Raw genomic sequence first — 22,225 nt, 5'->3', positions numbered from 1 at the left:
CCTCCATCCGCTACGACGTCGCGCGGCCGTCCGCCGTCTGTCCGCGAGGCGTGCGCTCTGGCTGAGAGGCGTGCGCGCAACTCGGTCATGTTGACGTTACCACGGCGCTGCGCGTACCATGTTGACGTGAACACGGACGATCTTCCTGAGTTGCGCACCGAGACTCTCGGCGCCGGCGTCGTCAGACGCGCCACCACCCTCGCCGACGGCCGCGACCTCATCTACTACGACGATCCGGGCACCGCGCTGGGCGCTGACCGAGCCGTCGACGCCCGCGCCCTCGACCCCCGCCCGGAAACCGCGACGATGCGTCTCGACGTGCTCACCGGCGACTGGATCACGGTCGCCGCGAACCGACAGAACCGCGTGATGATGCCCGGCGCAGAAGCCGACCCGCTGGCCCCGCAGACACCCGGAAACCCCTCCGAGGTGCCCTCGCGGTACGACGTCGCCGTGTTCGAGAACCGCTCGCCCGCGTTCGGACCCGCCCTGGCCGCAGCGACGGGCGCCGCACCCCTGGCGTCGAACGCTCCTCGCGGGCTCGATGACCTCGCGGCCCTCGGCCTCGGCCGCACGCGCACCGCCGTCGGCCGCTGCGAGGTCGTCTGCTTCAGCCCCGAGCATGCCGGATCCTTCGGTACACAGACCGTCACCCGGGCGCGCACCGTGATCGAGGCGTGGGCCGACCGCACCACCGCACTCTCACAGCTGCCCGGCATCGAGCAGATCTTCCCGTTCGAGAACCGGGGCGAGGCGATCGGCGTGACCCTGCCGCACCCGCACGGGCAGATCTACGCCTACCCGTACGTGACCCCGCGCACCACCCGCGTGCTGGAAGCGATCGGCCGCACCACCCCCGACCTGTTCCAGCACATCCTCGAGTCCGAGCAGGCGTCCGAGCGCGTGGTGTTCCGCGGCGAGCACTGGACCGCCTTCGTGCCGTTCGCCGCACGCTGGCCACTCGAGGTGCACCTGATGCCGCACCGCCACGTGCCCGACTTCGCCGAGACCACCGAAGCCGAGCGTGACGAGCTCGCCCCGCTCTACCTGCGGCTGCTGCGCGGCGTCGATGCCCTCTACGACTCCCCGACGCCCTACATCGCTGCGTGGCACCAGGCGCCCGTGCAGGTCGGGCGCGACGCCGTGCGCTTGCACCTTCAGCTCACGAGCCCGCGCCGTGCCGCCGACAAGCTGAAGTTCCTCGCCGGTTCGGAAGCCGCGATGTGGGCCTGGGCCGCCGAAGTGCCTCCGGAAGTCGGTGCCGCACGCCTCCGCGAAGCGATCGAGCGCGCCTCGCACGACCAGCCCGACACCGGAGATTCCGCATGACCGCCGCACACGACGATGCCCTCGCCCTCTTCACCCGCCTGACCGGGCGTGAACCCGACGGAGTCTGGTCGGCGCCCGGGCGCGTGAACCTCATCGGCGAGCACACCGACTACAACGACGGGTTCGTACTGCCGTTCGCGATCCCGCAGCGCACGGTCGCCGCGGTCGGTCGTCGCGATGACGACCGCGGTCGCGTCCTGGTCGGCTCCACATTCGCCGAAGAGCCAGTCGAGGTGGCCCTCGACGAGCTCGACCGGCTCTTCCCCACAGCACCCGGCTCGCAGCCGGCCGTCCCGGAGTGGGCCGCGTACCCGCTCGGGGTCGCCTGGGCGCTGGGTCAGGCGGCAGCCGAGCGCGGACCGTTCGGCGGGATGGACATCGCCATCGCCTCCGACGTGCCCGTGGGCGCCGGGCTCTCGTCCTCCGCCGCGATCGAGGGGGCGACGTCCTCCGCCTTGAACGACCTGTGGGGCACCGGGTTCGACGGCACGGCCCTCGCCCGCGTCGGACGACGTGCCGAGAACGAAGCCGTCGGCGCCCCCACGGGGATCATGGACCAGATGGCGTCGATGCTCGGCCGGCCCGACACCGCGATCTTCCTCGACTGCCGCACGCTGGAGACCCGGCTCGTACCTCTCGGCGTCGCCGAGGCAGGCCTCGCGATCCTCGTGATCGACACCCGTGTGAAGCACGCCCACTCCACCGGCGGCTACCGCGAACGTCGGGCCTCGTGCGAACTCGGTGCCTCGATCATGGGAGTGCCTGCGCTGCGCGACATCTCGATCGACGACCTGCCGCGCGCTCAGAAACTGATGGACGACGTCACCTTCCGGCGCGTGCGTCATATCGTGACCGAGAACCAGCGGGTCCTCGACACCGTGCGGGTGTTGCGCGAGCAGGGCGTCCGAGCGATCGGCGACCTCCTGGTCGCCTCGCACGCGTCGATGCGCGACGACTTCGAGATCTCGACCCCCGAACTGGACACCGCGGTGGACACCGCCCTGGCAGCCGGCGCCCTCGGCGCACGGATGACCGGCGGCGGGTTCGGTGGTGCCGCGATCGCCCTCGTCGAGCAGGATGCCGTCGCATCGGTGTCGGATGCCGTGAACGCCGACTTCGCAGCGTCGCGGTTCGCGACGCCAGCGCTCTTCACGGTCACCCCCTCCACCGGCTACCGGCGCGACGCATGACAGAATGATCCATCGGGCCGCGACGACTCCGCGGCAGGAGAGGAATGCAATGTCCTGGATAGTCACCGGAGGCGCCGGCTACATCGGCGCCCACGTCGTCCGCGCTCTCGCGGATGCCGGGCTCACCCCGGTCGTGCTCGATGACCTGTCCAGCGGCGTCGAGTCCTTCGTGCCCGAGGGCGTGACATTCGTGCGGGGCAGCATCCTGGACCGTGAGCTGGTCGAGAAGACGCTGCGCGACCACGGTGCCGAGGGTGTGATCCACGTCGCGGGCTTCAAGTACGCCGGCGTCTCGATGCACCGCCCCCTGCACACCTACGCGCAGAACGTCGAGGGCACGCGGGTGATCCTCGAGGCCATGGAGGCCGCGGGAGTCTCGAACATCGTGTTCTCCTCCTCCGCCGCCGTGTTCGGCACGCCCGATGTGGCCCTCGTCGTCGAAGACACCGCCAAGAAGCCGGCCAGTCCTTACGGCGAATCGAAGCTCATCGGCGAATGGCTGCTGCGCGACCAGGCGATCGCGACGGCGGAATCCGAGCGGCCCCTGCGACACACCTCTCTGCGGTACTTCAACGTGGTGGGTTCCGCCGATCCGACGGTCTACGACGTCAGCCCGCACAACCTCTTCCCGATCGTGTTCGAGGCGCTGCTGGCCGGGAAGACGCCCCGCATCAACGGCGACGACTACGCGACGGAAGACGGGACGAATGTGCGCGATTACGTGCACGTCGGCGACATCGCGGCCGCCCACGTCGCGGCCGCGCAGCGTCTGTCCGACGGTCGCCCGATCGAAGCCGCCTACAACCTCGGCTCCGGCGACGGACTGAGTGTGAAGCAGATCATGGATGCCGTCGCCCGCGTGACCGGCATCGACTTCACGCCCGAGATCGGCCCGCGTCGCCCCGGCGACCCCGACCGCATCGTCGCGACCGGTGAGCTCGCAGCCCGCGACCTCGACTGGACCATGCGGTACTCGGTCGACGAGATGGTGCGCACGGGGTGGGAAGCGCGGCAGGCCGCTCGCCCCTGACGGTCAGAGGTCGCGGGAGCGGATCGGGTACGCCCAGAAGCAGAGCCAGGCGAGGGCGGTGAACCCGAGCGGGATCACCGCGAGCATCAACCGGATGCCGCCGTCGACGCTGTCGGGCTGCGTGTCACCGAGGGCGGCGTCGAAGCCGGAGGCCGTGAGCACCACGGCAGCGACGATCGCCTGCAGCACCACCGAGCCGCGCACCACGAACCCGTTCACCCCGAAGTAGGCGCCTTCGCGACGGTGACCGGTGCGCACGGCATCGTCGTCGATGATCTGCGCGAGCATGACCTCGAGCAACTGCAGCAGGCCCCCGACCCCCACGCCGACCGCAACACCGACCAGAGCCGCGCCGATCACGTTCGACGGCGCGAGGTAGCCGAGCACGGAGACCCCGAACACCGCGACGCTCCACAGCACAGCGGTGCGGGGTGAGGTCCGGCGGACGACCGCGCTCCACAGCATGATCGACGGGATCGCGGTGACGAAGATGGCACCGAGCAGCAGGCTGCCCTGCCCCTCCGGCGCATGCAGGGAGTAGCGCACGTAGAAGGGGATCGCGGCGAGGATCACCGCGATCGAGGTCTGCACGAACAGCGAGCCGAGCACGTACGGAACGAACGCCCGGTTGCGGAACGTGTACTTCAGCTGGTCTCCCCAGCGCATCGCTTCCGACGATGCCGTCGACTCCGCGTCCGGAATCCGGCGCTCGATCATCCCGCCGAAGAACGACCAGACGAGCAGCACGAGGCAGACGGCGGCGAGAACCAGCGCCATTCCGGGCCACCCGATCGCGCTGTACAGCGCAGGGGCACCCGCGGTGCCCAGGACCATGCCGAAGATCGCGAAGATCTGTCGCGGCACGTTACCGCGGGCGCGCTCCTCCGTGGTGCGGAAGATCTCGGGGAACAGCGCCGAGATGTTCAGCACCACCACGACGAAGGCGATATCGTACACCGCCACGACGACCAGGAACCAGGTGATGAGGCCGACGACGGGGAGCTCCGGCGGCATCCAGACCAGCGCGAACGCGACGACCAGCGGCACGATGCCCAGGCCGATCCACGGGATGCGCCGGCCCCACGGAGTGCGCAGTCGGTCGGAGATCGTGCCGACGACGGGGTTGAGCACGGCGTTCAGGATGCCGTGAGCGATCATCGCGGCCGCCACCCACGTGGCCGGTACGGCGAGGTGCGAGACGTAGAAGTAGACGACGAACGCCGAGAACGTCTGCGCCATCAGCTGCGTCGGGAAGCCCGAGGCTCCGAAGGCGATCGTCTGCGACCTGCTCGGGGCCGCGTCGAGGCGCCGGTCGCGCACCCGATCGCCCAGGGAGATCACCGCACCTCTCCCCGCTGCAGGTCACGCAGGTCGCGCCAGCCGATGCGCACGAGCCCCTCATCGTCGATGGCCTGCCGAACCGCCGGGTCCTTCAGCAGACGAAGCTCATATCCGCGCTTCGCCGCGCTGAAGTCCACGGCGGCGCGGAGCTCATCGTCGTCGACCATCGGATGGAGGTAGATCTCGGTGACCCCTGCCGGCACCGCGCGCAACAGCGCGATGAAGCCGTCGCGCATCTGCGCGTACGTCTCCTCGTCCGGCGTGCCTTCGCGCAGCAGCTCGAACGGGTGCGACCAGAGCCGATCGATGATCTCGACGCCGGAAGCATCGGCGGCCGTTGCCGCGGCATCGAGTTGAGACTGGAGCGCGGAGTCCTCGCCCACGCCGTCCATGCTGCGGGGCAGCCGGAACGGGAGGCCGTGGCGTGCAGCGAGCTCGAACACCGGCTGGAGGAAGCCGCGTCCGGTCACGAGTCCGTAGACCGAACCCATGTGATTGTCGAGATGCGTCACATCGACGCCGGCATCGAGCGCGGCCTGCACCTGAGCGGCGAGTTCGGCAGCGACGTCGTCGTCGGCGGCGTTCCGCTCGACGGAGAGCACATCGGTCGGGAAGAAGCCCGCATCATCGACGAGGGTCGTGGCGGTGCCGGTGAGCGGGCGCCACCGGTAGCGCGCCCATTCGCTGGTGAGCACGAGATGCACGCCGATATCGAGGTCGGTGCGGGATGCAGCGAAGGCGAGCGCCTCCGGCGACCACGAGCACGGGACCATCACGGTCGACGAGTCGATGCTCCCGGATGTGAGCAGGTCCACGATCGCGGTGTTCGCCGCATGGCACATGCCGAAGTCGTCCGCATTGAGGATGATCGCCCGTGCGCCGGGCGGGAGGCCGAGTCGATCGGCGAGATCGGACGGTGCGGTCATCGGGAGTCCTGTCGGGTGGTTCGAGCGACACTGCTCGGGCGGGTGGAGTTCGGCGGATGGTGTTCAGCAGGCGTTTCTGGGGGCGGGGGTGTTCAGCGGGCGCTCTTGGGGGCGGGGGTGAGGATCCGGGTGAAGAGGTCGCCTCGGAGTGCGGCCGCGGCCTGGTCGACGGCGCCGATGAGCGGAGCCTCAGGCCCGAAGGAGGAGACGAGGAAACGCAGCGGGAGCTGCGCCTCATACTCGCCGGCGATGCGCTCGATGGCAGCGACGAGCACGGGATGAGCCGCCTTGCCGCCGAGGACGAACGCCTCAGGGTCGAGCACCAGCCCCACGCTTCCGGCCACGAGAACGATGCGGCGCGCGACCTCGGAGATGATCTGGAGCGCCCCATCGTCTCCGAGAGCTGCGGCCTCCAGATGATCGCCGAGAGACGCGGCGGGATCGCGACCGACGCCGAGCGCGAGGTCACTGACGACCGCATCACCCACGAGGGGAGCACCGATCGGGATGGGGGTCTGCGGCAGGTACATGACCTCACCGGCGACGCCGGAGAATCCACGGTGCAGCGCGCCGTCGATCACGATGCCCGCTCCGAGTCCGTCGTCGAGGAGCAACAGCGCGAAGCTGGTGAGGCTTCCTCCGCCGCCGCCGGTGAGTTCGGCGAGGGCCGCGAGGTTGACGTCGTTCTCGATGCGGACAGGACAGTCGAGGGCCGCGGCCAGTGCCGCACGGAAGGCGCCGCCGTCGGGACCGAGGTCGTCACGGATGCCTCCATCAGCGGTGACGATGCCGGGCACCCCGACGACCGCGATGTGCACGGCGCCCTTCGCCGCCTTCAACGAACGGCGGCACTCATCGACGAGCCCGACGATGTGGGCGACACGGTTCTCGGCGTCGGGGAACGGCGAGTGCGCCTCCGCCCGCACGATCCCGGTCGCGTCGACCAGCACGACGTGCGCCGCGTGGTGATCGACGTGCACGGCCGCGGCGAATCCGAGGCGCGGATGCAGGGCCACACGTCCGGCGGCGGGACCCCTCGTGTCCCGATCCACTCCCGCGGGCGCGACCGCCCCGGCGTTCTCGAGCATCCGCAGCACCTGCGTCACAGCGGTACGCGACAACCCCGTGGTGGACATCAGCTCCGAGCGGGTCTGCGGCCCGCTGCGGGCGAGGGCCTCCAGGATCGCGCGGCCGTTGAGGGTGCGTAGCAGGCCCTGCGGTCCCGCGAGTGGTCTGGACATAGGTGTTCCGGAGGCGCCTCTCGTTTCGCGTACTTCGCCCGACTCCTGAGGCGGGCGCAGTGCCCGCCAGCATGCCACATCGCGTCGCACCAGTCGAGACTTCGCGCCGATTCCGGTGCCGGTGAGTGCCGTGGGGCAAGTCACGGTCACGGTCACGGTCAGAGCCTCGAGTCGGCTCGGCTCGGCTCGGCTCGGCTCGGCTCGGCTCGGCTCGGCTCGGTGGCAACAGTTCACCCACTGAATGGTGGCGTCACACCCTGAGTGGTGCCGCGCGACTGATGGCCGACTCTTTGCGCCCGCCACCTCGGAGTCGCCGCGTTCGCCACTGCCGGGTCGGGTCCCACCAGACGGGGCCACGGATGTGGGGGATGCCGTGGTGCATGCGGATCTCCCATCCGCTGGTGGCGAGGGTGCGGTGATGGTGCCAGCAGAGAGCGACGCCGTTGTCGGTGTGGGTGGGCCCGCCGCGCGCATGCTCTTGGACGTGGTGGATCTCGCACCACGTGGCGGGGACATGACAGCCGGGGATGAGGCATTCTCCGTCGCGGATGGCGATCGCGCGGCGTTGATGGGCGGTGAAGATCCGGTCGGTGGCGCTGATCCCGATGATGCGCCCGCCGGAGTCGAACATCACGCGCTGTATTCCGCCGGCGCAGGCGGTGTGCGCGGCGACCCGGATGGGAACGGGGGTGTCGATGCCGTCGATATGGGCCCATCCGTTTCCAGCGGCGTAGTCGTCGGCAGCGACGGTCACGACCAGGGTCGGGGCGGCGCCTCCGAGGCGGGGCATGTCGTCGTGGCGGGCGGCGATCCCGAGCGCGGCGGCGAGGATGTCATGCTGCGTCTGTGCCCGAGATCGGGTGTCGACCATTCGGCCCGGATCACCGGATGGAAGGTTGCCGTCGTCTGGCCCCGTGGGCTCGGTATCGCGACAGGGGGATTCTTCCGAGGGTCGGAACATCACTCCGGGGAGGGGAGGCCCGTCGACTTTCGGATTCAGGTAGGCGTCGAAGATGCGTTGCAGCTGTCCCGCGACTTCGGGCAGGAGCCCGCCACGGATCGGAATGAGCCCCTGTTTCGCCCGCCCGAGGACGATCCCGCGGGCGCGCATCGCGATGTCGTCCGCGGGTTCGGCACCATCAGGATCGAGGTACTGCACGATGACCTGCGCCAGAATCCTCAAGTCCTCCGGCGTCGCCGCCGGTGCAGAGTCTCCCTCGACGCCCGCACCCGGATCCGCTCCTGAAGCGTCTTGCGCTCTCGCACCCGCGGCCGGGATCCCCCGCGAGTAGGCCGCCAGCTCCCCGTCCGCGAGCAACCGGTCTGCTGTCCCGACACGGATCCCGGCCTGTTCCACCGGCCCGATCGCGGCCAACAACCCGGCCACACCGAGGGCCCCGTCGAGTAGCGCCACCCGCAGTTCGGGCCATCGCGCGGGCGAGCGGGACCCGGATGACAACTCCACCTCCCGGCGCACCGCCCGCGCCGCCTTCAGCATCCGCCCTGCACCGGGCCCGTCCGTCCGCAGGACCCGCTGCAGCAGTTCGCTCATCGTCCGGCACCCGAACTTCCCGCAGAATCCGGCCTCTCCCGACCCGGCGGGATGCCCATCGACCGACGCGACCGCCTCCACGACCACTGCCTCCGCCCGCCGCTGCACCTCACCCGCCACACGCAGCAGGTCCATCTTCACCGCATCGGACATCCCCGCCACCGCGTCAGAGCGCAACACGGCACCCAGGTCGGTCACGACCTGTTCGAGCACTTCCACGGGGTTGTTCATGAGTCGAGTCAACCCGGGGGTGCCGACATTCCTCCCCGGATAAACCCCGATCAGAGCAATATTCCGGAACACGTGCTGACCTCACGCCTCCTCCACGAACTCGCCTCGAATCCGTCTTTCCACATCTCGGGTAAAGGCGTGATGCCGCCGCCCCCGAAGGTCCGACGCCGGAAGCAGAATCGGTACATGAGCATCGACACGACCCGCACAGAAGCCCATGACCAAGAGCACCGATGACCGAGAGGAGAGTCGATTCATCCGCCCTCGATTTGACGCTCGCGGTTTCGCGAATTAAATTACAGATCGGTAACGGTGGCATCCGGGGGGATCGACCGCCGCGCACGCCAGCCTCCCGGAAGGATCCCGTCACGAATTCCCTGCCACCCGAGCGCGATCACGACGCCTCGGAAGCTCCCACCGAAGTCCCTGACTCGTCCCGACCGCTTTTGCGGCGTGACCTGCGGCGCTCCGTTTCCGCGGACTCGCAGAGTCACCGTCCGGCGAACACCGCCCATGCTGCTGCGGCACCGGAGACGACCCCGGAAACCGATCCGGCCGCCGCCTCCGCAGCAGACCCGGAACCCGCATCCTCTGCAACCCCCACATCCCTCACGCCGGAGACAGCCCAGGCCGCACCCGACGCGGCTCCCCCTCGCGCACAGGCACAGCCAGAGGCACAGGCACAGACACAGACACAGGCACAGGCACAGCCACCCCACACCCCTCGCACCTGGGATCCTCGCCTGCGCCCCCGCCACATGGCACCGAGGTCGACGCCGAAGACGGCCCCGACCTCTCGCGGCGAGGCCCGGCGACAGAAGCGCCAGTGGGCGAAGACCAAGGCACTCGGCGCCACGCTGGCGATCGGCGTGATGATCACCGGGGCAGCGCTTCCCGCCCTCAACCCCGCGGGTGGCCCTGCCGCCGCCGCCAGCTCCAGCGTCTCGACCGTCGCCGACGGCACCGCGCAGTCCTACACGGCGAAGTCCGAGATCCGCGCTGTGATCGACCCACGGGGCAACTTCTCCGCGACCACGCCCGAGGAGATCAAGGAGACCCGCTCGCGCGCCGCCGCCGCAGCGGTCGCCGCCGGCATGCCGCTCTCGAGCGCGATGGACATCCCCCTCGCCGGACGCATCGTGATGCCGATGGCCGACGGGACCTACTCGTTCACCGACGGCTTCGGCGCCTCACGGCCGGGACGTTCGCACCTCGGGCAGGACTTCGCCGCCCCGGTCGGCACACCGATCAATGCCGCCATGAAGGGCTGCGTCTCACGGTCCACGGAGAGCTACCAGGGCTACGGCGTGACGATCCAGATCGAGAGCATCGTCGACGGGCAGGCCGTGAGCACGGTCTACTCGCATATGACGTACGGAAGCCGTGCGGTCGAGGTCGGGGACTGCGTCGACGAGGGGCAGTACATCGGGGACGTCGGATCGACCGGCTACGTGTTCGGCTCCTGCCTGCACTTCGAGGTGCACATCAACACCGCGCCCGTCGACCCGCTGCCGTGGCTCAAGAAGAACGTGAGCTGATCGGCGTCGACCGACCCCCTTTCCGGCCTGCGGTTCACCGTAGGGTGGATGGATGAGCCCCCTGGAGATCCGCAGCGCCCGCGCGGAGGACGCCGACGACATCGCCGGGGTACACGTCCGCTCGTGGCAGGTCGCCTACCGCGGGCTCATCGACCAAGCCGTGCTCGACGGCCTCTCCATCGACGAGAGAGCTGCGGGCTGGCGTCGCACCCTCGCCGAACCGTTGCCGACGAGCCTCGGGACCGTCGTCGCCCTGCGCGACGACCGTATCGTCGGATGGGCTTCACTCGGCTCCGGACGCGACCCCGACGGGCTCGCCGACGGCGAGGTGTACGGCATCTACGCCGATCCCGCCGCCTGGTCTACGGGCGCGGGTCACGCCCTGTTGGAAGCCGCCGAACAGCGGATCGCCGAGGCCGGCCACAACCGCGCCTACCTCTGGGTGCTCGACGGCAACGAACGCGCCGATTCGTTCTACGCCCGCCACGGCTGGATCGAAGACGGCGCGATCAAGATCGAGGAACGCCCCCAGCTCACACTGCGCGAGCATCGTCGCGTGAAGCTGCTCGGCACCTGACCTCGCGCCTTCCCCCACCTGACCTCGCGCCTTCCGGCACCTCAGTCCCGCCTGCCCTCAGTCCCGCCTGCCGTCCCGCCTTCCGGAACCTCCGGCACCGCTCAGTCGAGAGCGCTCATGACGTGCTTGATGCGGGTGTAGTCGTCGAACCCGTATTGCGACAGGTCCTTGCCGTAGCCGGAGTGCTTGAACCCGCCGTGGGGCATGTCCGACACGAACGGGATGTGGGTGTTGATCCACACGCAGCCGAAGTCGAGGTCGCGAGAGAACCGCATCGCCCGGGCATGATCCGTGGTCCACACCGAGGCGGCGAGCGCGTAGGGCACGTCGTTCGCCATCCGCAGAGCCTCGTCGTCCTCCGAGAACGCCTGCACCGTGAGCACGGGTCCGAAGATCTCCCCCTGCACGACCTCGTCGTCCTGTCGTACTCCCGACACGATCGTGGGCTCCCAGAAGTACCCTCGATCGCCCTGGCGGCGTCCGCCGGTCTCGATCGTCGCGTGCGCGGGGAGCCGGTCGATGAATCCCTGCACCTGCGCGAGCTGCGCGGCACTGCTCAGGGGCCCGTACAGCACCCCCTCCTCGCGCGGGCCACCGGTGCGAGCGTGCGTCTTCGCCCGGGCGACCAGAGCAGCCACCAGCTCATCGTGCTTCGATTCCTGCACCAGCACCCTGGTGGCGGCAGTGCAGTCCTGTCCGCCGTTGAAGAAGGCACCGGTGATGATGCCCTCGACGGCCTTCTCGATCGACGCATCCGAGAACACGATCGCCGGAGCCTTGCCGCCCAGCTCGAGGTGCACCCGCTTGACGTCGTTCGCCGCTGAACGGGCCACGGCCATACCAGCCCGCACGGATCCGGTGATCGCCACCATCTGCGGCGTCGGGTGCTCGACCAGCGCGACACCGGTGTCCCGGTCGCCCAGGACGACGTTGAGCGTGCCGGCGGGAGTGTGCCGGGCGACGATCTCCGCGAGCAGCAGCGTGGTCAGTGGCGTGGACTCCGCGGGCTTCAGCACGACGGTGTTCCCGGCGGCCAGCGCGGGGGCGATCTTCCACACGGCCATATTCAGCGGGTAGTTCCACGGCGTGACCTGACCGATCACGCCGACCGGCTCGCGCCGCACGAACGAGGTATGCCCGGCGAGGTACTCCCCCGCCGCCCGACCCTCGAGGCTGCGCGCCGCACCCGCGAAGAAGCGCAGCTGGTCGACCGACTGCATGATCTCGTCGGCCACCAGGCTCGCGCGCGGCTTACCCGTGTCCTGCGATTCCAGGTCGGCGAACTCCTCCGCCCGCGCCTCCATCTCATCGGCGATGCGGAACAGCGCCAACTGGCGGTCGGCGGGCGTCGTGTCGCGCCAGATCGGGAAGGCGGCGGATGCGGCGGCGTAGGCGGCATCGACGTCGACGGCGTCCGACACCGGGAGTTCCCCGTACGTCCCTTCGGTGACAGGATCGAGGAGCGGCATCCGCTCGGAACCACTCGCGTCGACGAAACGGCCGCCGATGAAGTTCTGCAGCGGCGCGGAGTTCTTCAGAAGATGACTGGGCATGGCGCCATCGTACCGACATCAGTACGGAATCTGAAGATCTAGCAATATGAAACAACTGAATCAGTTGCAGATCGTTGGCATGACTGACAATATCGACACATGAGCACGAAGTCTTCCCAGCCTGCCCTTGATGACATCTCGAAGCGCATCGTCGAGCTGCTGCAGGAGGACGGGCGACGCCCCTACGCCGAGATCGCCCGCGAGGTCGGCCTCAGCGAGGCTGCGGCGCGCCAGCGGGTGCAGCGGATGACCGAAGCCGGGATCATCCAGATCGTCGCGGTCACCGACCCGATGCAGCTCGGCTTCCACCGTATGTCGATGATCGGAATCCGCGTCTCGGGCGATCCGCGGGAGATCGCCGAAGAACTCACCCGGATCCCCGAGCTGGCGTACGTCGTCGTCACGCTCGGCACGTTCGACATCCTCGTCGAGGCCGTGTGTGAGAACGACGAGCACCTGATCGACCTCATCGCGACCCGCATCCGCACCATCCCCGGCATCACCCACACCGAGAGCATGCTCTACGCCGGTCTCTACAAAGACCTCTACAACTGGGGCACGCGCTGACGCGCACCCCGCTCCCGTACCTCGCACCCGCACACCACGGAGAGAAACCATGGGCACCACCGTCTTCGAACGTCAGCAGCCGTCGCCGTCCGTCATCGCCGACTCCCTCCGGGACACCGCCCTGCGGGTGTTCTGGCTCGACGATGTCGACCGGCCGACACATCCGCGGCTGAACGGCACGGTCCGCGCCGACCTCGCCATCGTCGGCGGCGGGTACGCCGGACTGTGGACGGCGGTGCGCGCAAAGGAGCGCGACCCCGAACGCCGCGTCGTGCTGCTCGAGGCCTCGCGCATCGCCTGGGCGGCCTCCGGCCGCAACGGCGGCTTCTGCGAGTCGAGCCTCACACACGGACACGAGAACGGCGTGAACCGCTGGCCGGAGGAGATCGACCGCCTCGAAGAGCTGGGACACGCGAACCTCGACGCCATCGGCGAGACCGTCGAGCGCTACCGGATGGATGCGGAGTTCGAGCGCACCGGACAGCTGGCCGTCGCCATCGAGCCCCACCAGGTGGAGTGGTACCGCGATGAGCCGGGCTTCCTCGACCGCGCAGCGGTTCAGGCCGAGGTGCACTCCGAGACGTTCCTCGCCGGCGACTGGGACCGCGACGGCTGCGCGATGGTGCATCCGGCCAAGCTGGGTGTGGAGCTGGCCCGCGTGGCCGCCGACCTGGGCGTCGAGATCTACGAGCACAGTCTGGTCCGCGCCATCGAGGGCGACGGATCGGGACCGATCACGCTGGTCACTGCGAACGGCCGCGTGATCGCGGATGCCGTGGCGCTCGGGACGAACGTCTTCCCCTCGCTCCTCAAGCGCAACCGCCTGATGACCGTGCCCGTGTACGACTACGTGCTGATGACCGAGCCGCTCTCCTCCGAGCAACTGGCCTCGATCGGCTGGTCGAACCGACAGGGGCTCGCCGACAGCGCGAACCAGTTCCACTACTACCGGCTCACGGGCGACAACCGCATCCTGTTCGGCGGCTACGACGCCATCTACCACTTCGGCGGCAAGGTACGTGCGGAGTACGAGGACCGCATCGAGAGCCACCGCAAGCTCGCCTCGCACTTCTTCACGACCTTCCCGCAGCTGGAGGGTCTGCGCTTCACACACCGCTGGGCCGGGGCCATCGACTCGTCGAGCCGCTTCTGCGCGTTCTTCGGCACCGCCCGCAAGGGCCGCGTGGCCTACGCGACCGGCTTCACCGGGCTCGGCGTCGGGGCCGCACGCTTCGCGGCCGACGTCATGCTCGACAAGCTGTCCGGTGAGGAGACCGAGCGCACCGCGCTGCGGATGGTGCGTGAGAAGCCCATCCCGTTCCCGCCCGAGCCTGCCGCCTCGATCGGCGTCAACCTCGTCCGTGCCGCGATGAACCAGGCCGACCACAATGAGGGCAAGCGCAACCTGTTCCTCAAGACGCTCGACGCCATCGGAATGGGCTTCGACTCGTGACCGGTCTCGCCGCCGGGGCGGGTGTGGATGCGGGCGCCCTGGCGCTCTCCCATGAACCTCTGCCCGTGGACGAGGTGATCGCCGGGGCGCCGACGGCCGCCGTGCGCGAGCTGGCGACCCTCGGCGGGATCGAGATCGGCGTCTGGGAGATGACCCCCGGCACTGCGACCGATACCGAGGCCGACGAGGTGTTCGTCGTGCTCTCCGGCCGCGCCACGATCGCGTTCGCCTCGTCGGGGCTGCCCGACCTCGAGGTCGGCCCCGGCTCGGTCGTGCGCCTCGCCGAGGGCATGCGCACCACCTGGACCGTCACCGAGACCCTCCGCAAGATCTACATCACCTGACGCGCTCGAATCGCGCGAAGGGCTGCATCCCCGGACGAGATGGAGCCGTTCGCGCGATTCGAAGGCGAGAGATCAGCCTTTCCGAAGGAACCAGACGCGGCGCTCCTGATCGCGCCGCAGCCAGGGCAGGAACGCCCACCACAGCAGGAGCGCGACCGCCGCGCCGCCGATCAGTCCGGCGCACGTGTCGGTGAACCAGTGCGCGTTGATGAGCGTGCGCTGCCACACCATGCCGACGGCCAGGAGCACTCCGAGCACGATCCAGACGCGGCGCGCCCAGACCGCGGATGCCGGGATCACTGCGAGCACCGTGATGATGATCGCGGCCATGCTCACGGAATGTCCGGACGGGAACGAACCGTGGTCGACCTGCACGAGCGGTCCGAAGAGTCCGCCGGCCACGTCTTCGGCCGGGCGCGGCCTGTCGACGAGGTTCTTCGTGAGCTGCGACAGCACCCCTGGACCGGCGAGCTGCACCGCGATCACGAACAGCGCGGAACGCCAACGCCCCATCAGCGACAGCACCAGCGGGAGGAGGATCATCATGAGCACCGCGCCAGGGAGCTGACCGAGATGCTGGAACATCTGCGCCAGCACGAAGCCGGGCAGCGTCGATTCCGGTCCGACCCCGACACCTCTGCGCCACAGGTCGTCGAGGCCCTGCGTCCACGGCGCATCGGGCGCTCCGAGCACGCCGATCGCGAGAGCCACGAACACCGCGAGCAGCCCGAGAGCGGTCCACAGCATCCGCCGAGGGCGCGGCGAAGCCACCGGTCGGGTGGCATCCCCGACCGCGACAGCCGTGGTCACGACGGCGTTCCCAGCAACGGCCACACGGAGGCGTAGGCGTCGGCGACATCACGCGTCGGCACGTCGTAGACCCGCGCGATGCCCTTCGATCCCTGGTGACGCGGCCAACCGGGGTCTCCCCCGACGATGAACGCGACAGCGGCGCCGTGCACCTCGTCAGCCAGCTCCTGCGGCGGGTTCGGACCCGCGAGCGGCTCCATCGCCGGACCGTCGAGGCAGTCGAAGAAGAACGGCACATCGAGGCAGTGCTCGGCGAAGCCGAAGTGTCCGGACGGCCACGAGAAGCGGTACAGCCAGGTGGGAGCGGCACCGCGGTCGGCGACGATCTTCAGCAGCGCCGAGCGGAACATCCGGTCCGTCAGCAGCCGACCGCCCACCCGGGCGTTGCCGAGTCCGGTGATGTCGGCGTTGGCGGCGAGGTACTGCCGACGCGCACTCTTCGGCAAGCCGAGCTTGTACAACAGCAGCGACCTCGGCACCCAGCGCAGCTTCTTCTCGGAGCCTGTGAAGACCATCGTGAACTCGTCGTCGGTCGCACCGATCACGAGCGGCTTGTCGGCACCGACACCGGCGCGGAGGGCCTCACGCGTCGGGCGTGGCAGCAGGTCGCCGTCGACGGCCGGACCGAGCGGAAGGCCCTCTTCGACCACACTCCCGAGCGAATCAGCACCGAGTTCGGTCGCCTTCTTCTGCAGCTCGAGGATGCGGTCCTCGGACAGCGTCGAGAACCCGGCCACGGTGGGCGCGACCCGGGCCGCTTCGGCGAGTCCGCGCCCGAAGGCCTCGGCGCGGGCCGGAGCCACGTCGGCGAGCGCACCGGAGATCGCGTACACGCGGTGGAACAGATGCTGCGCCTTCTCCATGCCGAGCAGGGTCAGCACGGCTCCTCCGCCGGCGGATTGCCCGGCGATCGTGACGCGCGACGGATCCCCGCCGAACTCGGCGATGTTCTGCTGCACCCATTCCAGGGCGAGCAGCCAGTCGCGCACGCCCCGGTTCGAGGGGGCATCCTCGATCCAGCCGAAGCCGTCGAAGCCCAGGCGGTAGGAGAGCGACACGGTCACGACGCCGTCACGGTTGAAGTTGCGGCCGTCGTACCAGGGACTCGCGGGTGAGCCGGCGAAGTATCCGCCGCCGTGGATCCAGACGAGAACGGGAAGACCGGCGCCCTGCGCGGCAGGGGTCGGGTCCGGCGTGAAGACGTTCACGTTGAGCGTCGAGTCGCCCTCGACGCTCGGTTCGGGGATGAGCGTCACACCGGGGTCGCCGCGCTGGGCCGTGGCGGCGAACTCGAGCGCATCGCGTACTCCCTCCCACGGCGCTTTCGGCACGGGCGCCTGAAAACGCAGGGCGCCTGTCGGCGCCTCCGCGAACGGGATGCCCAGGAAGGCCGCCGACCGCGGATTCCCGCGCCCGCCCGTGGTCGGGCGCCAGCGGCCCCGCACCCGTCCGGCGGCCGTGGCCACCTCGACGAAATCGGCGGTCGTCTCGAAATCGGTATCCGTCATCACAGCATTCTCCTGCTCATTCCCGGTCATCAGCGCACTCCCTTGATCGGCGCGGTCGCGACGGCGGCGAGGATCACGAACACGATCGCGAAGACGAAGAGCATCGCGTAGCCGCCGACGGAGGTGATGATGACACCGCCGATGGCGGGACTCAACGCCTGCGGCACATTGGTCGCGACGTTGAGGATGCCGAGATCCTTACCCGCCGAGACGCCCTCGTTCGGCAGCACCTCGGTCATGAGCGCCGCATCCACCGACATGTACAGGCCGAAACCGACGCCGTTGATGATGCTCATCAGGACCATGCCGGTCATGTTCGGCTGCAGCAGCGGCATCGCGAGGCCCGCGACCATCACGGCGGAGGCGGCGTAGATGAACACCTTGCGGCGCCCGACCCTGTCGCTCCACCACCCGGAGAGGGCGATCGCGATGAGCGTCGGGATGAAGGCCACGAGTGTGAGGGTGACGACGGCCCCCTGGGCATCCGCGAGTGGCAGGCCGATGTAGTCGGTGAGCATGTACAGCTGGTACGCGCTGACGACGAAGTAACCGAGGATCAGCAGGAACCGCGCGGCGAACGCCCAGGCGAAGTCCGGGTGACGGCGCGGGTCGATCCAGAATCCTCGGAAGAATGCACCCCAGCGGAACGCATCCACGGCCGCGTGCTTCGACGACCAGTCGCGGTTCACGAGTGCGAACAGCAGTGCCGCCACGATCACGGCACCGCCGAACACCGCGTAGCCGATGCCGATCTGCGCGGCGAAGGCACCGGCGAGCATGATGCCGACGGTCATGCCGACCTGCGTGCCGAGTCCGATCATCGCGCTCGCCCCGCCGCGCTTCGAACGCGGGAACCGATCGGCGGTGATCGCGGTCAGGGGCGCCTGGAAGAAGTTCAGCGCCACCTGGATGATCGCCCAGAACACCGTGATCCAGAGGATGTCGGTCAGCGAGCCCAGCCCGAACAGAAAGATGCCGCCGATGATCGCGCCGAGCACCATCCACGGCACGCGGCGTCCGAAGCGCGAGCGCGTGCGGTCGCTCAACGCCCCCACGATCGGCTGCGCGAACAGCGTGAACACGAAGGAGATCGTGGTCACGACGGCGAGGTTGCCGACCTTGTTCGCCTCGTCGATCATCAGGATCTGGCTGGGAAGAAGAATCGCGATGAGTCCGCCGTAAGTGGCGAACAGCGTGAGGGAGGCGATCAGCAGGCTGGGCAGCAGCCGCCGGTTCGCCGGCGGACTCGCCGCCGGCTCCCCCGCTTCGGGTGGGACAGCGCGGATGGTGCCGGTCGGCGCCAGTTCGGCGGCGGGGTCGAGCGGGGACACGGACATGTCGGCTCCTCGTTGAGCGGAATGTTGAGCGGAATGTTGAGCGGAATGTTGAGCGAATCTGATCAATACCAAACGGCATTCGGTATTCACCCGACATGCTGACAGATCGTCTCCACCCTTCGCAAGTCATTCACGAACGTTGTTTGGTTTTTGTGATCTGGTCGTGACGGTTACCCTGGAGCCATGGCGACACGAGGGGCGTATGCGAAGGGTGTCGCCAAACGCGAGGAGATCCTCGAGGCCGCCCTCGCCGTCGTCGCGGAGCACGGATACCGCAAGGCCTCCGTACGCGAGATCGCGGATGCCGCCGGACTCAGCCCCGCGGGACTCCTGCACTACTTCGGCAGCAAGGAAGAGCTCTTCGTCGCGATCCTCCGCGCCAGAGACGACCGCGACGAGCAGGAATACGCGGGCGAAGACGCCTCCTCCGCGTTCCTCGCGGTCATGCGCCACAACACCTCGGTACCCGGTCTCGTGCAGCTCTACGCACAGCTGGCCGCCGAGGCCGGAGACCCCTCCCACCCCGCCCACGCCTATTTCCGCGAGCGCACCGAGCGGGTCGAGGCCTTCACCCGCGCGCAGGTCGCCGAAGACCAGAAGGCCGGACGGATGCGCGACGACCTCGACCCCGCTTGGGTGGTGCGCACTCTGCACGCCCTGGCCGACGGGCTCCAGGCCGCGTGGATGCTCGATCCGTCCCTCGACATGGCCGCCGAGATCGAGCAGTTCCTGGTGCTGCTGCGTCCGGCCTGACGACCCGCCTCAGTCGAGCGTCGTCGCGACGGCGTGCGGCATTCGGGCCCTCATGATCCGGACAGCCTCGGGGTTGTCATCGACGAGCACAGCGTCGCGGCCGAGCGCCGAGGCGACAGCTCCCGTCGTGCCACTCCCCGCGAACAGATCGAGCACCCGGTCGCCAGGGCGACTCGACGCCGTGACGATACGCCGCAGGATCCCCTCGGGCTTCTGCGTGGGGTAGCCGGTCTTCTCCCGTCCGGTCGTCGGCACGATGGTGTGCCACCAGACGTCGGTGGGGAGTTTGCCGCGCGCGGCCTTCTCGGCCGTGACCAGCCCGGGCGCCATGTAGGGCTCGCGGTCGACCTCGTCGGAGTTGAAGACATACTCCCGTGGGTTCTTCACGTAGACCAGGATCGTGTCGTGCTTGGTCGGCCAGCGGCTGCGCGACTTGGCACCGTAGTCGTACGCCCAGATCAGCTCGTTGAGGAAGCAGTCCCGTCCGAAGACCGCGTCGAGCATGACCTTCGCGTAGTGCGCCTCGCGATAGTCGAGGTGCAGGTACAGAGTGCCGTCGTCGGCGAGCAGCCGCCAGGCCTCCTCGAGCCGCGGCATCAGGAAGGCGCCGTAGTCGTCGAAGCGGTCGTCATAGGCACGCAGCATCCCGCGTACGCGCTCGTACGCATGGCCGTGGAAGCCATGCCGCACCTCGGTCCCCGGCTCGGACTCACCGGCACCCGGTGCAGAACTCAGGACGACCGGCTCCGTGTTCCCGGTTCGGACGGCTGCCGTGCCTGAATCCGCGCTCTCCTCCTGAGTCATGAACGTCCGCCGCGCAGTGACCACCTGCCGCTCCTGCGTGCGGCCGGTGTTGAACGGCGGATCGAGGTACACCAGGCTGAAGGACCCGGAGGGCAGGGTCGCCGCGACGGCGAGGTTGTCGCCCTCGACGATCGTCACCGCCCCCGGCACGACCGGCGCGATCACCGGCATGACGTCAGGCGCCACGCCCTGCGGGTCCGCCGCGGCGGGAACAACCGGGTCCGGCGCCGTCACGGCACCCGATGCAGCCACGCCTCGGTGGCGAACTTCGACTCGACGAGCGCCTCGGCGTCGGCGTACTCGTCCGCAGAGATCGAACCGGTCTCGGCATGGGTCAGCGAGCGGAAGGTGTCCTTGAAGCGCTCGATGATCTCGGCGCGCTCGAGTCCGGTCTGGCTGCGCAGCGGATCGACGCGCTTGGCGGCGGATGCAGTGCCCTTGTCGCTGAGCTTCTCGCGGCCGATGCGCAGCACCTCGGTCATCATCTGCCCGTCGATGTCGTACGAGAGGGTGGCGTGGTGCAGGACGCCGCCGTTGGCGAGGCGCTTCTGGGCGGCACCGCCGATCTTGCCGGTCGGGCTCGCGATGTCGTTGAGCGGCTGGTAGACCGCGTCGATGCCGAGCGAGCGCAGCGCCTGCAGCACCCAGTCGTCGAGGAAGGCGTAGGAGTCGGCGAAGGTCATACCCGCGACCAGGGATGCCGGCACATAGAGCGAGTACGTGATGATCTGCCCGGCGGCCATGAGCATCGCACCCCCGCCGGAGATGCGGCGGACCACGTCGAATCCGTGCTTCGCGGCACCCTCGGGGTCGACCTCGTTGCGGTACGACTGGAACGAGCCGATCACCACGGCCGACTCGTCCCACTCCCAGATGCGCAGGGTGGGTCGGCGGCGCCCTTCGCCCACGCGGGAGGTGAGCACCTCGTCGAGGGCCAGGTTCATGCGCGGCGAGACCGCCTTCTCGTGCACGATCTCCCAGTCGAAGTCACGCCACCCCGGGGCGGTCACGAGTGCGCGGCGCACCGCGGTGCCCACGGCCTCGGGTGTGAAGCCGAGCAGCTGAGCCCCGTCGGGGAGGGCTTCGCGCACCGCGGTCGCGATCGCGGTCGCATCGGACTCCACGGGCAGCCCATCGACCGCGGCGTTGATGTCGTCGAGCGCCGAGTCGGGTTCGAGGAAGAAGTCTCCGGCGAGGCGGAAGCGCGAGATCCGGTCGTCTTCGATCTCGAGGTCGACGACGACGAGCTTTCCCCCTGGGACCTTGTATTCACCGTGCACGGTTCCAGCTTAAGGCGCGCAGCCCTCGTTCCGGCGGTCAGCCTCCGAGCACCACCACGCGCTCTCCCGCCCTGATCGGCGTCGAATACCTGTTGCCGGCGGGCGGCAGCGGGCACACGAACTGATCCGAGAACGCACACGGTGGCAGGTAGGCGCGGTTGAAGTCGATCACGGCCGTGCCATCGGCGGCGGGTTCGTCGACAGGGAGGAAGCGGAAGCGGTAGGTCTCGAGCCCGTTCGTCCCGTCGGCGAACACCGCGCTCAACGTGCCCTGAGCGCTCCTGGTCACGGTGAGCGTCTGCGGCGCCCCCGCCAGCTCGAACCGCAGCCGCCCGGCGACGGGAGTCTCGCGCGCATCGCCGTCGACCGAGGTGATCACGATCCGCTCGTCCGGGGTCTCCTCGAACACGGCCGGCAGCCGCCAGCGCTCATCGGGGGCGTAGGCGTCGATCGCCGTGAACCACTCGCGCTGCGGGCGCGCCGGATTCAGCACACGCAGGGCGAGCGTGCCGTGGCGCTCGAACACCCGCAGCTCACGCCGGCCGAGACGGATGCTCTCGCCTCCGCGCAGCACGACGGTGGATCCCGCCTGGCCGAGCTCGCTGCCACGGATACCCCCGTCGCCGGTGAGCGCCCAGAGCCCGGGGATGCCGTCGACGGCCGCCGCTTCGGTGATGAGCCAGTTCGTCGACTCGAGCGCCGACGGACCGTACTCCGAGCCCGCATAGCGTTCGCGTGACGCGTGCCAGTCCTGCCAGTCCTTCACGAAGCTCAACGGAGCGCTCCCTCCCGGCGAGGGAACCGCACAGCGGGGGCTCTCCTCGCTCATGCGCGGAATATTGCCCCGAATCTACGGGGGCT

The 22,225-nt window shown here is 69.2% G+C and carries 20 protein-coding genes; 9 read left to right on the top strand and 11 right to left on the bottom strand.

Features of this window, described 5'->3' with window-relative positions; translation table 11 throughout:
- Positions 1-126 precede the first annotated feature (126 nt).
- The 3 genes from galT to galE are packed head-to-tail and all read left to right on the top strand — an operon-like array spanning position 127 to position 3,549.
- Positions 127-1,329 (top strand): galactose-1-phosphate uridylyltransferase, encoded by a 1,203-nt coding sequence (gene galT / locus B2869_RS03205; RefSeq protein ID WP_292762644.1) that lies wholly within the window; start codon positions 127-129, stop codon positions 1,327-1,329.
- On the top strand, positions 1,326-2,519 hold the full coding sequence (galK, locus tag B2869_RS03200) for a galactokinase (protein ID WP_292762641.1): 1,194 nt from the start codon (positions 1,326-1,328) through the stop codon (positions 2,517-2,519). Before galT ends, galK begins: the two co-directional genes overlap by 4 nt.
- Before the next feature lie 49 nt (positions 2,520-2,568).
- The gene (galE, locus tag B2869_RS03195) at positions 2,569-3,549 is read left to right on the top strand and encodes a UDP-glucose 4-epimerase GalE (RefSeq protein WP_021200024.1); all 981 of its coding nucleotides are present in this window, start codon (positions 2,569-2,571) and stop codon (positions 3,547-3,549) included.
- 3 nt (positions 3,550-3,552) lie between these two features.
- Here the strand turns inward: galE and B2869_RS03190 are convergent, their stop codons facing one another.
- The 4 genes from B2869_RS03190 to B2869_RS03175 form a co-directional block, all read right to left on the bottom strand.
- Complete coding sequence (locus B2869_RS03190) at positions 3,553-4,890, bottom strand: MFS transporter (RefSeq protein WP_292762638.1); 1,338 nt, start codon at positions 4,888-4,890, stop codon at positions 3,553-3,555.
- A complete protein-coding gene (locus B2869_RS03185; protein WP_292762635.1) occupies positions 4,887-5,816 on the bottom strand; it encodes a polysaccharide deacetylase family protein in 930 nt (309 codons plus the stop codon). Before B2869_RS03185 ends, B2869_RS03190 begins: the two co-directional genes overlap by 4 nt.
- A gap of 92 nt (positions 5,817-5,908) precedes the next feature.
- Positions 5,909-7,057 (bottom strand): ROK family transcriptional regulator, encoded by a 1,149-nt coding sequence (locus tag B2869_RS03180; RefSeq protein ID WP_292762632.1) that lies wholly within the window; start codon positions 7,055-7,057, stop codon positions 5,909-5,911.
- Positions 7,058-7,307: 250 nt separating this feature from the next.
- Positions 7,308-8,840, bottom strand: a complete 1,533-nt coding sequence (locus B2869_RS03175) for an HNH endonuclease signature motif containing protein (protein ID WP_292762630.1) — start codon at positions 8,838-8,840, stop codon at positions 7,308-7,310.
- Between the two features lie 758 nt (positions 8,841-9,598).
- On the opposite strand from B2869_RS03175, the gene B2869_RS03170 reads away from it, so the two are divergent.
- Both B2869_RS03170 and B2869_RS03165 read left to right on the top strand, forming a co-directional pair.
- The gene (locus B2869_RS03170) at positions 9,599-10,378 is read left to right on the top strand and encodes a M23 family metallopeptidase (RefSeq protein WP_292762626.1); all 780 of its coding nucleotides are present in this window, start codon (positions 9,599-9,601) and stop codon (positions 10,376-10,378) included.
- 52 nt (positions 10,379-10,430) lie between these two features.
- Positions 10,431-10,955, top strand: coding sequence for a GNAT family N-acetyltransferase (locus B2869_RS03165; protein ID WP_136023993.1), 525 nt, complete (start codon positions 10,431-10,433; stop codon positions 10,953-10,955).
- A 101-nt stretch (positions 10,956-11,056) separates the two neighbouring features.
- On the opposite strand, the gene B2869_RS03160 is transcribed toward B2869_RS03165, so the two are convergent.
- Positions 11,057-12,508 carry a gamma-aminobutyraldehyde dehydrogenase gene (locus B2869_RS03160; RefSeq protein ID WP_292762623.1) on the bottom strand — a complete coding sequence of 484 codons (1,452 nt, stop codon included), beginning with the start codon at positions 12,506-12,508 and terminating at the stop codon, positions 11,057-11,059.
- A 99-nt stretch (positions 12,509-12,607) separates the two neighbouring features.
- Here B2869_RS03160 and B2869_RS03155 point away from each other — a divergent pair, with 99 nt between their 5' ends.
- From B2869_RS03155 to B2869_RS03145, 3 genes are read left to right on the top strand one after another with little or no spacing between them, the layout of a single operon-like run.
- Positions 12,608-13,075, top strand: a complete 468-nt coding sequence (locus tag B2869_RS03155; RefSeq protein WP_021200288.1) for an Lrp/AsnC family transcriptional regulator — start codon at positions 12,608-12,610, stop codon at positions 13,073-13,075.
- A 49-nt stretch (positions 13,076-13,124) separates the two neighbouring features.
- On the top strand, positions 13,125-14,528 hold the full coding sequence (locus B2869_RS03150; protein ID WP_292762617.1) for an NAD(P)/FAD-dependent oxidoreductase: 1,404 nt from the start codon (positions 13,125-13,127) through the stop codon (positions 14,526-14,528).
- Entirely contained in the window at positions 14,525-14,872 is a 348-nt protein-coding gene (locus B2869_RS03145) for a cupin domain-containing protein (protein WP_292762614.1), read from the top strand. The genes B2869_RS03150 and B2869_RS03145 overlap by 4 nt, the downstream gene beginning before the upstream one ends.
- Before the next feature lie 72 nt (positions 14,873-14,944).
- Here B2869_RS03145 and B2869_RS03140 read toward each other — a convergent pair whose 3' ends face one another.
- From B2869_RS03140 to B2869_RS03130, 3 genes are read right to left on the bottom strand one after another with little or no spacing between them, the layout of a single operon-like run.
- On the bottom strand, positions 14,945-15,682 hold the full coding sequence (locus tag B2869_RS03140) for a phosphatase PAP2 family protein (protein ID WP_292762611.1): 738 nt from the start codon (positions 15,680-15,682) through the stop codon (positions 14,945-14,947).
- Entirely contained in the window at positions 15,679-17,190 is a 1,512-nt protein-coding gene (locus B2869_RS03135; protein ID WP_292762608.1) for a carboxylesterase/lipase family protein, read from the bottom strand. The genes B2869_RS03140 and B2869_RS03135 overlap by 4 nt, the downstream gene beginning before the upstream one ends.
- A 29-nt stretch (positions 17,191-17,219) precedes the next feature.
- A complete protein-coding gene (locus tag B2869_RS03130) occupies positions 17,220-18,527 on the bottom strand; it encodes an MFS transporter (RefSeq protein WP_292762606.1) in 1,308 nt (435 codons plus the stop codon).
- Between the two features lie 183 nt (positions 18,528-18,710).
- Here B2869_RS03130 and B2869_RS03125 point away from each other — a divergent pair, with 183 nt between their 5' ends.
- The gene (locus B2869_RS03125; protein WP_021200294.1) at positions 18,711-19,280 is read left to right on the top strand and encodes a TetR/AcrR family transcriptional regulator; all 570 of its coding nucleotides are present in this window, start codon (positions 18,711-18,713) and stop codon (positions 19,278-19,280) included.
- Positions 19,281-19,289: 9 nt separating this feature from the next.
- Here the strand turns inward: B2869_RS03125 and B2869_RS03120 are convergent, their stop codons facing one another.
- Genes B2869_RS03120 through B2869_RS03110 form a run of 3 tightly spaced genes read right to left on the bottom strand, consistent with a single transcriptional unit; the run spans position 19,290 to position 22,193 of the window.
- Positions 19,290-20,255: a DNA-methyltransferase gene (locus B2869_RS03120; RefSeq protein ID WP_036331750.1), complete on the bottom strand. Its 966-nt coding sequence runs from the start codon at positions 20,253-20,255 to the stop codon at positions 19,290-19,292.
- 59 nt (positions 20,256-20,314) lie between these two features.
- Positions 20,315-21,364, bottom strand: coding sequence for a lipoate--protein ligase family protein (locus B2869_RS03115; RefSeq protein ID WP_292762598.1), 1,050 nt, complete (start codon positions 21,362-21,364; stop codon positions 20,315-20,317).
- Between the two features lie 37 nt (positions 21,365-21,401).
- A complete protein-coding gene (locus B2869_RS03110) occupies positions 21,402-22,193 on the bottom strand; it encodes a DUF1684 domain-containing protein (RefSeq protein ID WP_292762595.1) in 792 nt (263 codons plus the stop codon).
- Positions 22,194-22,225: the final 32 nt, after the last annotated feature.

Origin of the sequence: Microbacterium sp. UBA3486, from assembly GCF_002377845.1 — a bacterium.
In the GTDB taxonomy this organism is placed as follows: domain Bacteria; phylum Actinomycetota; class Actinomycetes; order Actinomycetales; family Microbacteriaceae; genus Microbacterium; species Microbacterium maritypicum_A.
Note: the sequence above shows the minus strand (reverse complement) of the source record. Positions and strands in the feature narration are given on the sequence as shown.

Bases quoted from the DNA above. Each gene is read 5' to 3' on its own strand.
- B2869_RS03150 (WP_292762617.1), top strand. From the start codon at position 13,125: ATGGGCACCACCGTCTTCGAACGTCAGCAGCCGTCGCCGTCCGTCATC.
- B2869_RS03135 (WP_292762608.1), bottom strand. From the start codon at position 17,190: ATGACGGATACCGATTTCGAGACGACCGCCGATTTCGTCGAGGTGGCC.
- B2869_RS03155 (WP_021200288.1), top strand. From the start codon at position 12,608: ATGAGCACGAAGTCTTCCCAGCCTGCCCTTGATGACATCTCGAAGCGC.
- B2869_RS03130 (WP_292762606.1), bottom strand. From the start codon at position 18,527: ATGTCCGTGTCCCCGCTCGACCCCGCCGCCGAACTGGCGCCGACCGGC.
- B2869_RS03165 (WP_136023993.1), top strand. From the start codon at position 10,431: ATGAGCCCCCTGGAGATCCGCAGCGCCCGCGCGGAGGACGCCGACGAC.
- B2869_RS03125 (WP_021200294.1), top strand. From the start codon at position 18,711: ATGGCGACACGAGGGGCGTATGCGAAGGGTGTCGCCAAACGCGAGGAG.
- B2869_RS03170 (WP_292762626.1), top strand. From the start codon at position 9,599: ATGGCACCGAGGTCGACGCCGAAGACGGCCCCGACCTCTCGCGGCGAG.
- B2869_RS03160 (WP_292762623.1), bottom strand. From the start codon at position 12,508: ATGCCCAGTCATCTTCTGAAGAACTCCGCGCCGCTGCAGAACTTCATC.
- galK (WP_292762641.1), top strand. From the start codon at position 1,326: ATGACCGCCGCACACGACGATGCCCTCGCCCTCTTCACCCGCCTGACC.
- B2869_RS03120 (WP_036331750.1), bottom strand. From the start codon at position 20,255: ATGCCGGTGATCGCGCCGGTCGTGCCGGGGGCGGTGACGATCGTCGAG.
- galE (WP_021200024.1), top strand. From the start codon at position 2,569: ATGTCCTGGATAGTCACCGGAGGCGCCGGCTACATCGGCGCCCACGTC.
- B2869_RS03180 (WP_292762632.1), bottom strand. From the start codon at position 7,057: ATGTCCAGACCACTCGCGGGACCGCAGGGCCTGCTACGCACCCTCAAC.
- B2869_RS03185 (WP_292762635.1), bottom strand. From the start codon at position 5,816: ATGACCGCACCGTCCGATCTCGCCGATCGACTCGGCCTCCCGCCCGGC.
- B2869_RS03175 (WP_292762630.1), bottom strand. From the start codon at position 8,840: ATGAACAACCCCGTGGAAGTGCTCGAACAGGTCGTGACCGACCTGGGT.
- B2869_RS03110 (WP_292762595.1), bottom strand. From the start codon at position 22,193: ATGAGCGAGGAGAGCCCCCGCTGTGCGGTTCCCTCGCCGGGAGGGAGC.